The organism is Clostridioides sp. ZZV14-6009 (genome assembly GCF_020658095.1).
Taxonomy (GTDB): domain Bacteria; phylum Bacillota; class Clostridia; order Peptostreptococcales; family Peptostreptococcaceae; genus Clostridioides.
Window position 1 is genome coordinate 23,766 of the sequence record NZ_JAGWDG010000025.1, and the last position, 9,348, is coordinate 33,113.

A 9,348-nucleotide genomic window follows, 5' to 3' on the forward strand; every position below is an offset into this window, starting at 1 on the left:
AAAGAGTGTAATAGTTATTCTAAAATAGATAATGAAGAAATCTTTATGAGAATAAAAGACGACTATATAAAAGTATGCAATATATATGTGTTACTTAATCAAAATACTGACAGTGGAGCCTCTTAACCTACCAGTTGGGGCATATATATTGATACTAAATATGAGGGATGTTATATTTTAATAAAAAAAGATAACATCTTTTTTTTATGCATTATAGTAAGTTTTAAACAATAAATGAAGGAGGATTAACATGAAAAAATATAAAGTTATTTTAGGAGTATTAATTATAAGTATTATAAGCGTAACAGGGTTTGTTGTATATAAAAACTACATTAAACCATGGAAGGATGCTGAAATATATATTAATAAATATATGGTAAAGCAAGATATTTCAGAAGATAATATAAAGAGTATTACAAAAGAAAAGGCAAAGAAAGCAAGCTACAAAGGAATACTATACAGAGTATATTACAAAGATGACCCTCAATATGAATATCAGTATTTTTATAGTGATGATTATTATTCTCTATATGTAAATAAAGTTATGTTACAAATTTATGATATGGAAAATAATAATAAACTTTTAAAAAGCAATGAAGAATTAAAAAGTGTGAAGCATCCACCAATTTATCTTAAAGATACATTGGATAAATAGTTCATGACAAAATAGGAGTATTTTTATTGAAATTTATTTAAAAATAGCACTAGAGTGTTTAAATAAAAATAAACTTAATACTTCATGTATTAATATATCTTAAGAATTTATTTATTAACATATAATTTATGATATTTAAAAATCTTATTATGATAACTCATAATGGTGAAATAACTAATGATTCAGATAATATTATAAATATTAGTGACAGTAGAATAGTATCAATTTAGTATATAGACTTTGCCAGATAATTGTCTAACAGAATCTATATTTATCGAATTTAAAAAATATTTAGGAAATCGTTGACAGATTTAAATAGATAGTATAACATATAGAATATAAAATTAAACAAAAAAGAATTCTAATTATGGCGATGTAGTCATAATTTTGAGTATGTTACTGATTAGCAGGCAGAACTCAAGTATATATGTGAAAAATAGAGGAATACTCTATACATATATGCTTGAGTTCTTTTTATTGAAGGGAGGAATATATGAAAATAATTCAGATTTTAAATAACAATGTGGCCTTAGTAAAAAGAGGTAAAAACGAAATTATTGTATTTGTCAAAGGAATTGGTTTTAAAAAAAGAGTGGGGCAAATGATAAGTGAAAATGAAATAGAGAGAACCTATATATTAGATTCATATGATATGCTAGAACATTTTAGTTACCTATTACAAAACTCAGATTCTAACAATATAGTTCTTATCAATGAAATGATTGAATATGGTGAGAAAGCTTTAAATATAAAATCAAGCGATTATCTAAGTTTAACCTTATTAGACCATTTAGAGTTTTTACTTAAAAGATGTGAAAAGAATCAATTTATAAAAAGCCCTCTGGTATGGAATGTTAAAAGGTTTTATCCAAAGCACTTTGAAATTGGCATGCATGCACTAAAATTAATTGGTGATAGTAAGGGAATTAGTCTTCCTGATGATGAAGCTGTATCAATAGCACTTCATTTTGTAAATATGGAGGTAAATAAAGAATCTCATGATAGCACTGTTGTAGAATTAAGAACTTTAGGAGATATAGTTTCTATAATAAAATATCATTTTAATGTAGAACTAGATGAAGCTTCGACAAACTATATGAGATTTACAACTCATCTACAGTACTTTATACAAAGAATTATGTCAGATGAAGCTTCTGTAGATGAAGATAATTCAATAGATTTATATAAACAAGTAAGTAAACTTTATCCAAAGTCATTTGGAAGCGTTCAAAAAATAAGAAAATATATAAAATCACAATTTAATGTTGATATATCTATAAGTGAAGAAACTTATTTAATGTTGCATATAAATAGGGTGACTCAAAGACTGGGGGCAAAATCAGATGAAGTATAAAGATTTAAATGAAAATATAATAAAACTTATAGGCGGAAAAGAAAATATAAAGTCGGTAGCACATTGTGTTACTCGATTAAGACTTACATTAAATGATAGGAGTATAGCTCAAACAGAAGAAATTAAAAAATTAAACGGAGTAATTGATGTAGTTTCTAATGCTGTTGCTTACCAAATTATAATAGGAACTCATGTTGTAGATGTATATAACGAGTTTATGACTATGGTAGGTTTAAGTTCAAGTGAATCAAGTGTAAAGGGTGAAAGAAAAAAAGGCATCAAAGGCATCAAAGGCATATTTAATTCTATATTTGTGGTAGTTTCAGAAACTATGACTTCAGTAATTGAAGTACTACTTGCAGCTGGTATACTTGCAAGTATATTAGCACTTTTAAATATGTCAGGGATACTTAAGAGTGATAGTCCTACATATCAAATATTGGACACATTAAGAAGTGCAACATTTCACTTCCTGCCAGTATTAATTGCAATAGCATCAGCAAAGAGACTTAATGTAAATCCTTACATAGCAGTAGTACTAGCAGTTACATTATTATCTTCATCAATAGATGGTGTAGAAGGATTAAGTCTATTTGGTATAAACTTACAAACAACAACTTATGCAAATAGTTTTATTCCAATACTTCTAGGAGTATGGGCAATGGGAATTATAATTGGAGGATTGAAAAAAATCTTACCTAAAGCACTACACTATTTTTTAGTTCCAGTATTATCTTTAATAATAACTTTATCAGTTACACTAACAATATTTGGACCTATTGGTATGTGGATTGGTGATGGATTAAACTATGCATGTATGTTTTTAATTGATACATTAGGTAATTGGAGTGTTGTAGCACTATATGCGGCTTTCCAACCACTTTTAATAGTTTTTGGTGCAGCAAATTTTACTATGCCTATAGCTTTAAATTCTGTAACAGCATTAGGATATGATCCAATTTTTATGGGAGCTGCGACAATATCTGATATTGCAGTTTGTGGTGCAATGTTTGGATATTTCCTAAAAACTAGAAATAAAGAACAAAAGCAATTATTTGGTACAGTAAGTTTTAGTGCACTTATGGGAGTCACGGAGCCTTCAGTGTTTGGTGTGTTTATGAAATATAGAAGACCATTTGTAGCAGTAATGATAGGTGGAGGTCTAGGTGGTTTGATAGCCGGTTTAGCACAAGTTAAAACATATGGAATGGTTTGGGGATTAGCAGCATTACCAACATATCTTGTTGGAGGAGAAATATCTAACTTTACATTTATGATAATAGGTGTAGTAGTAGCATTTGTGGTAGCAACAGTAGCATCTTATATATTAGGAATACCTTCAGATGAAAAAGAAGTAGCTAAGGATGATAATGAAAAAGAATTAGAACTAGTAATAAACGAAAATGATTCAAGAACTATTAGTGTTGGAAATGTTGCAAAAGGTAAGGTAATTGCACTTGAAGAAGTTAATGATAGGGCATTTTCATCTGGAGCATTAGGTAAAGGTGTTGGAATTATACCTAGTGAATCAAAGTCAACTGTTATGTCTCCTGTAGATGGAACTATAACTATAGTATTTCCAACTAAACATGCTTATGGTATAGTGACTGATGAAGGATTAGAAATATTAATTCATATTGGGATAGACACAGTAAATTTAGAGGGAAAATTCTTTGAAAGTCTTGTAACACAAAATCAAAGAGTTAAAAAAGGAGATTCTTTAGCAGTATTTGAATCCGACAAAATTATAGAGGAAGGATTCGATTCAACTATAATAACAATAGTTACAAATACTAGTGATTATTTAGATGTAATTTCATCAAATGATAAATCAGAAGAACTATTAACTGTAGTAGTATAAGTTTTAGGAGGAGAAATTTATGAATTTTGAAGATACATTTTTCTGGGGAGGAAGTATTGCATCGCATCAATGTGAAGGTTCATGGGATATTGACAACAAAGGGCCTGCAATTATGGATTTTGTAACGAAAGGCTCTTATGAAACGCCAAGAGTAATTACTGACAAAATAGAAGCTAAATTAGAGTATCCATCTCATAATGGAATTGATTTTTATAATAGATATAAAGAAGATATAGCTTTATTTAAAGAAATGGGATTTAGTGCATTAAGAATATCTATAGGCTGGTCGAGAATTTTTCCAAATGGTGATGATGAGAATCCTAATGAACTAGGGATTAAGTACTATGAAGATTTAATAGATACTTTAATAGAAAATAGTATAGAGCCTATTGTAACACTATATCACTTTGAATTACCTATGAACTTAGTACATAAATATGGCTCATGGAATAACAAAAAACTTATAGATTTGTATTTAAAATATAGTGAGACTGTAATAAGAAGATTTGATAATAAGGTAAAGTACTGGGTTACATTTAATGAGATGAATCATATTGACCCTCAAACAGAACACTCTGATATTTTTACTTATATGATAGCAGGGATTAAGTATAGTGAAATGGAAGATAAGGCTCAAACACTAGCAAGGGTAGGGTACAATATGACTTTAGCAAGTGTAAAAGTTGCGAAGTTAGCTAGAGAAATTAATCAAAATAATAAAGTTGGATGTGTGTTTGGACTAAATCCAATTTATCCATATAATTGTGACCCTAGTAATGTGTTAAATGCATTTTTAGATAATGACCGTGATTATTATCAACTTGATGCAATGTGTAATGGAAAGTTTCCTCAATATAAATTAAGAGAATATGAAAAAAATAGTATAAATATTGAAGTAACTAATGAAGATAAGGAAGCGTTTAAAGATGGTAGGTTAGATTTTATAGGACTTAATTATTATTTTTCAAGTGTATCCACTCCAAAAGAAAATTTATCAGGTGATAAATCTTTATTTGGTGGAATTCAGAATCCATACTTAGAACAAAGTAAGTGGGGATGGGCAATAGACCCTATAGGTCTAAGGTTTACTTTAAACTATATTTATAGAAAGTACCAATTACCTATCTTAATTACAGAAAATGGGCTAGGAGCATATGATAAATTTGAAGAGGATGGAACTATAAATGATGATTATAGAATTGAGTATTTAAGTAAACATCTATCTCAAATGAAGTCTGCAATTGAAGAAGATAATGTTGAATGCTTTGGATATTTAATGTGGGGACCAATTGACTTAGTTAGTGCAACTACAGGACAGATGAGCAAAAGATATGGATTTATATATGTTGATTTAGATGATGATGGTAAAGGGAGTTTTAATAGATATAAGAAAAAATCATTTGATTGGTATAAAAAGGTGATAAAATCTAATGGAGATAATTTAAATTCATTAGACATGTAAAATAAAATGTGTATTCTCCAAAAAAAGGTGGTAATAAAGAGGTTAAATCTAATTACTATAATTGGAGATACACATTTTTTATGTACAGTAAAAGTATTCAACCCTATAAACTTTATATTTATTTAAAGTATAGTGAATGGTGATAATTAAAATATTAAATATCACAATATAGGGGGAGATGTACATTTATATATTTCTATTTAATAAAAGACTTCTACATATGTATAACATGATTTAATTACTATATGAGACTATAAATTTGCAATTTATTGTCAGAATATATTGACAAAAGTAAAGTTTGAAATTATAATTTATATCAAGAATAGTTTGACAAAATAAAAACTAGTGACTTTATATTTTAGTAAATTTATTTTTTATTGCTAATTTAAGAATAATTTAGGACTACTATAGACATATAGTTTATCATTGATTTAATATGACAAATAATTGTTATTTCTAGGAATACGATTTCTAAAGTCGCTAGATATAGTCTAATTTAAAGAGGGGAGGTATTAGCAGATACAAATTTGTACCTAAAGAAGACTTAAAAGAAATAATTAAAATAAGGTATCTTTTAACAATAGTAATAGGTATGTTATTAATTTATATTAGCTATTTTAAGAATAATTTAAGACGTATATAAAGCGTAAATTATATATCTAATATTAAATAAAGACAAGTCTTCCAACATGTATATTAAAATTGAAGATAGTTGTAGTACAATTCTGCATTTATAAAATAATGTAGAAAGTCAAAAATTGAAAAGAAGTCTAGTAAATTAATGATTATGGTAAATATTTAAAAAGTTAACTATAAGTTATATTTATTTAGATATTTTAGGAATAATTTAAGACGTATAAAAATATCATCAAAAAATATCAAACTGTGCTATATGTAGTTAATAATAACTACAGAATATACATTTTATAATTATTGTTTTATTGATAAAAAATTATTATATTTAGGAGGAAACAACAATGGAAAATTTTTGGAATCCGCTTACTTGCTTTACTGTATGTGTAATGATTTATGCTTTTAGTGAGTTTTTATCTAAGAAAACAAAAGGTGCAATTTCAACATTGCTATTTGTATGTATTATATTTTTATTAGGATTTTGGACTAATATTCTACCAAAAGATGTTACAGGAGCATCGGGGATATTAGCTGCGATGAGTAACTTTGGTATAGCATTATTAATAACTAACTTAGGAACACTTATAAACCTTGAAGACTTATGCCATGAATGGAAAACAGTTGTAATTGCATTAGTAGGTATTGTAGGCATAGCGGTTGGTTGTTTCACAGTTGGTAGTATGTTATTTGGTAGAGAGTATGCTTTAATAGCAGCACCTCCAATAGCAGGTTCTACTATTGCTGGTATTATTGTAACAACGGTTGCAGAAGCAGCAAATAGACCTGAACTTGCAGCATTTGTAATTCTAGTATTGTCATTTCAAAAATTCTTTGGTATTCCTATAACAACATATTGTATAAATAAAGAATTAAAATTTAAAAGAGATAGGGGAGATTTCTTAAGGGATGAATCAAAAAGTAATTTTAAGCTTCCAAGTATGAGAATTTTTAAAGAAGAGTCAAATAAAAAATCATCTACATTAGTATATCTTGCAAAACTTTCATTTGTTGCTATGATTGGTAACTTTGTAGGCTTGGCTACTTTAATACCAGGATTTACTCCTTCAAACTATTATTTAAATCCAAATATAGCATGTTTGTTAGTAGGGCTAATTTTTACACGAATAGGATTTTTAGAAAAAGGAATTTTAGATAAATCTCAATCTAATGGGATTATAATGTTTGGTTGTATGTTAATGTTACCTGGAGGACTTGCTAAGGTAACTCCAACAGCACTATTTGCAATGATTGTTCCAACTATAGGAATACTAGTTATAGGAGCTATATTCATAATACTATTTACTGCAATTGTAGGAAAGTTATTAGGATATTCTCCAAGAATGTCAGCAGCGATTGGTGTAACTTGTATGCTTGCTTATCCAGCAACACAGATAATTTCTAATGAAGGTATTGATGCTATGGAAGGAAGTGTAGAAGAAAAGCAAAGGGCAACAGATTATTTATTACCAAAAATGATTATAGGAGGATTTGTTACTGTAACTATTGCTTCAGTGGCATTTGCTAGTATAATAGGTCCACTTATATTTGGTTAATATGAAATAGATTTATGGGAGGTAAAGTTAATGATAGGAAGTATATCTATAAGAGAGATAGATGAAAAAAGACTTAAACTTGATGATTTGAGTAAGAAAATATGGAAAAATCCAGAAAAAGCATTTAAAGAGTTCAAAGCATGTGAAAATACAGCAAATTTTCTAAGAAGTGAAGGATTTGATGTGGAAGTAGGGGTAGGAGGTTTAGCTACAGCTATTAAGGCTAGTTTTGGCTCAGGTAAACCAGTTATAGGTTTTATGGGAGAGTTTGATGCATTACCTGGTTTAAACCAAAAAGTTTCAACAAAGCAAGAAGCATTTGAATTGGGAGCTTGTGGTCATGGATGTGGACATAATTTATTATGTACTGCGCATGTAGGAGCGGTAATAGGACTTAAAAAAGAAATGATAGAAAATAATTTAAGAGGAACTATAGTTTTTTATGCATGTCCAGGAGAAGAACAATTAACAGGTAAAGGATTTATGGCTAGAGGCGGTGCATTTGAAGGTCTAGACTTAGCTATAAATTTCCATCCAAATAAAATTAGTGAAGCTACAGTGGGTATATCAACAGCTGTTAATTCTGTAAAATTCCATTTTAAGGGGATAACTGCACATGCAGGGTCAGACCCTCAAAATGGAAGAAGTGCTTTAGATGCTGTAGAACTTACTAATGTAGGAGCTAATTATCTGAGAGAGCATGTTACTTCTGATGTAAGAATTCATTATACTATTACAGATGGAGGAGTGGCACCTAACATAGTTCCTGATAAAGCATCAGTATGGTATTACACAAGAGCTTTGAGTAGAGAAGCTGTAGAAAATACATATGAAAGACTTATAAAGGTAGCAAAAGGAGCTGCAATGATGACTGAGACTGAGGTTGAAGTAGAGTTTTTAGGAGGATGCTATAATACTTTAAACAATCATGTTCTAGCAAATCTTGTGTCAGAATGTATGGATGATATTACACAAGAGCCTTGGACTCAAGATGAATTGGATTTTGCAGCTGAATTAGATAGACAAAGCCCACAACAATATGAGGCTATGATAAGTAAATATAATTTACCAGAAGGAACTCACCTATATTATGGAGGAGGAAATGTTACGAACTTTAATAGCTATGGCTCTACTGATATTGGAGATGTAATGCATATAGTTCCTACAGCATACTTTTTTACAGGATGTACAAACATAGGTGCACCTGGGCATAGTTGGCAGTTTACATCTTGTGCAGGAAGTTCTATTGGAGAAAAAGGTATGATATATGCAGCAAAAATTATGGCTATGTTTGGAGCTAAAATATTAAACAATCCAGAGATAGCTAAAAAGGCAAAAGAAGAATTCGATAAATCAATGAATGGGAAAACATATAAGTGTCCTATTCCAAAGGATATTCCCACTCCTTAAAAGATATATAAAGTTTAAAATACAGTTTAATAGACAATAACTTGAACTACTCCACCTTAATTACCTTCGGTAATGTTTGAAGGTGGAGATTCATATTCGATAGCACTTTTGCACTAAGCATTCATAGGCTCTAAGGGCTGTTCCATACCCACTAATCTTAATCATTCTTTTAGTATATTTATGCTGGCATTTATATCTCTGTCATTCTGTGTATGGCACTCTGAACAAACCCACTTTCTAAGTGATAAGTTTTTTACATCTTTATTTCTATGACCACATACACTGCATAACTGACTTGATGGATATGTATTTCCTATCACAGAAATTAATCTCCCATACCAAATAGCTTTATACTCAAGTAACCTTCTAAATTCATACCAACTAACTTCACTTATTGCACCTGCTAATTTATGATTCTTA

General features: G+C 29.2%; 7 protein-coding genes. 6 read left to right on the top strand and 1 reads right to left on the bottom strand.

Translation table 11 applies throughout. The features are described 5' to 3' along the window. The first annotated feature begins 250 nt into the window (after positions 1-250). From KGF36_RS18700 to KGF36_RS18725, 6 genes are all read left to right on the top strand, one after another. Positions 251-655: a DUF3139 domain-containing protein gene (locus KGF36_RS18700; protein WP_227830277.1), complete on the top strand. Its 405-nt coding sequence runs from the start codon at positions 251-253 to the stop codon at positions 653-655. A 493-nt stretch (positions 656-1,148) separates the two neighbouring features. Further along, positions 1,149-2,009 (top strand): PRD domain-containing protein, encoded by an 861-nt coding sequence (locus tag KGF36_RS18705; protein WP_227830276.1) that lies wholly within the window; start codon positions 1,149-1,151, stop codon positions 2,007-2,009. Continuing rightward, positions 1,999-3,870 (top strand): beta-glucoside-specific PTS transporter subunit IIABC, encoded by a 1,872-nt coding sequence (locus tag KGF36_RS18710; protein ID WP_227830275.1) that lies wholly within the window; start codon positions 1,999-2,001, stop codon positions 3,868-3,870. The genes KGF36_RS18705 and KGF36_RS18710 overlap by 11 nt, the downstream gene beginning before the upstream one ends. 19 nt (positions 3,871-3,889) lie before the next feature. After that, positions 3,890-5,332: a family 1 glycosylhydrolase gene (locus tag KGF36_RS18715; RefSeq protein ID WP_227830274.1), complete on the top strand. Its 1,443-nt coding sequence runs from the start codon at positions 3,890-3,892 to the stop codon at positions 5,330-5,332. 977 nt (positions 5,333-6,309) lie between these two features. Further along, positions 6,310-7,518: a hypothetical protein gene (locus KGF36_RS18720; protein ID WP_227854948.1), complete on the top strand. Its 1,209-nt coding sequence runs from the start codon at positions 6,310-6,312 to the stop codon at positions 7,516-7,518. 30 nt (positions 7,519-7,548) lie between these two features. Beyond that, entirely contained in the window at positions 7,549-8,928 is a 1,380-nt protein-coding gene (locus tag KGF36_RS18725; RefSeq protein ID WP_227838973.1) for a M20 family metallopeptidase, read from the top strand. A 161-nt stretch (positions 8,929-9,089) separates the two neighbouring features. Here KGF36_RS18725 and KGF36_RS18730 read toward each other — a convergent pair. Further along, positions 9,090-9,348 (bottom strand): transposase (locus tag KGF36_RS18730; RefSeq protein WP_227854949.1); only part of this gene is annotated, 259 nt, incomplete at its 5' end.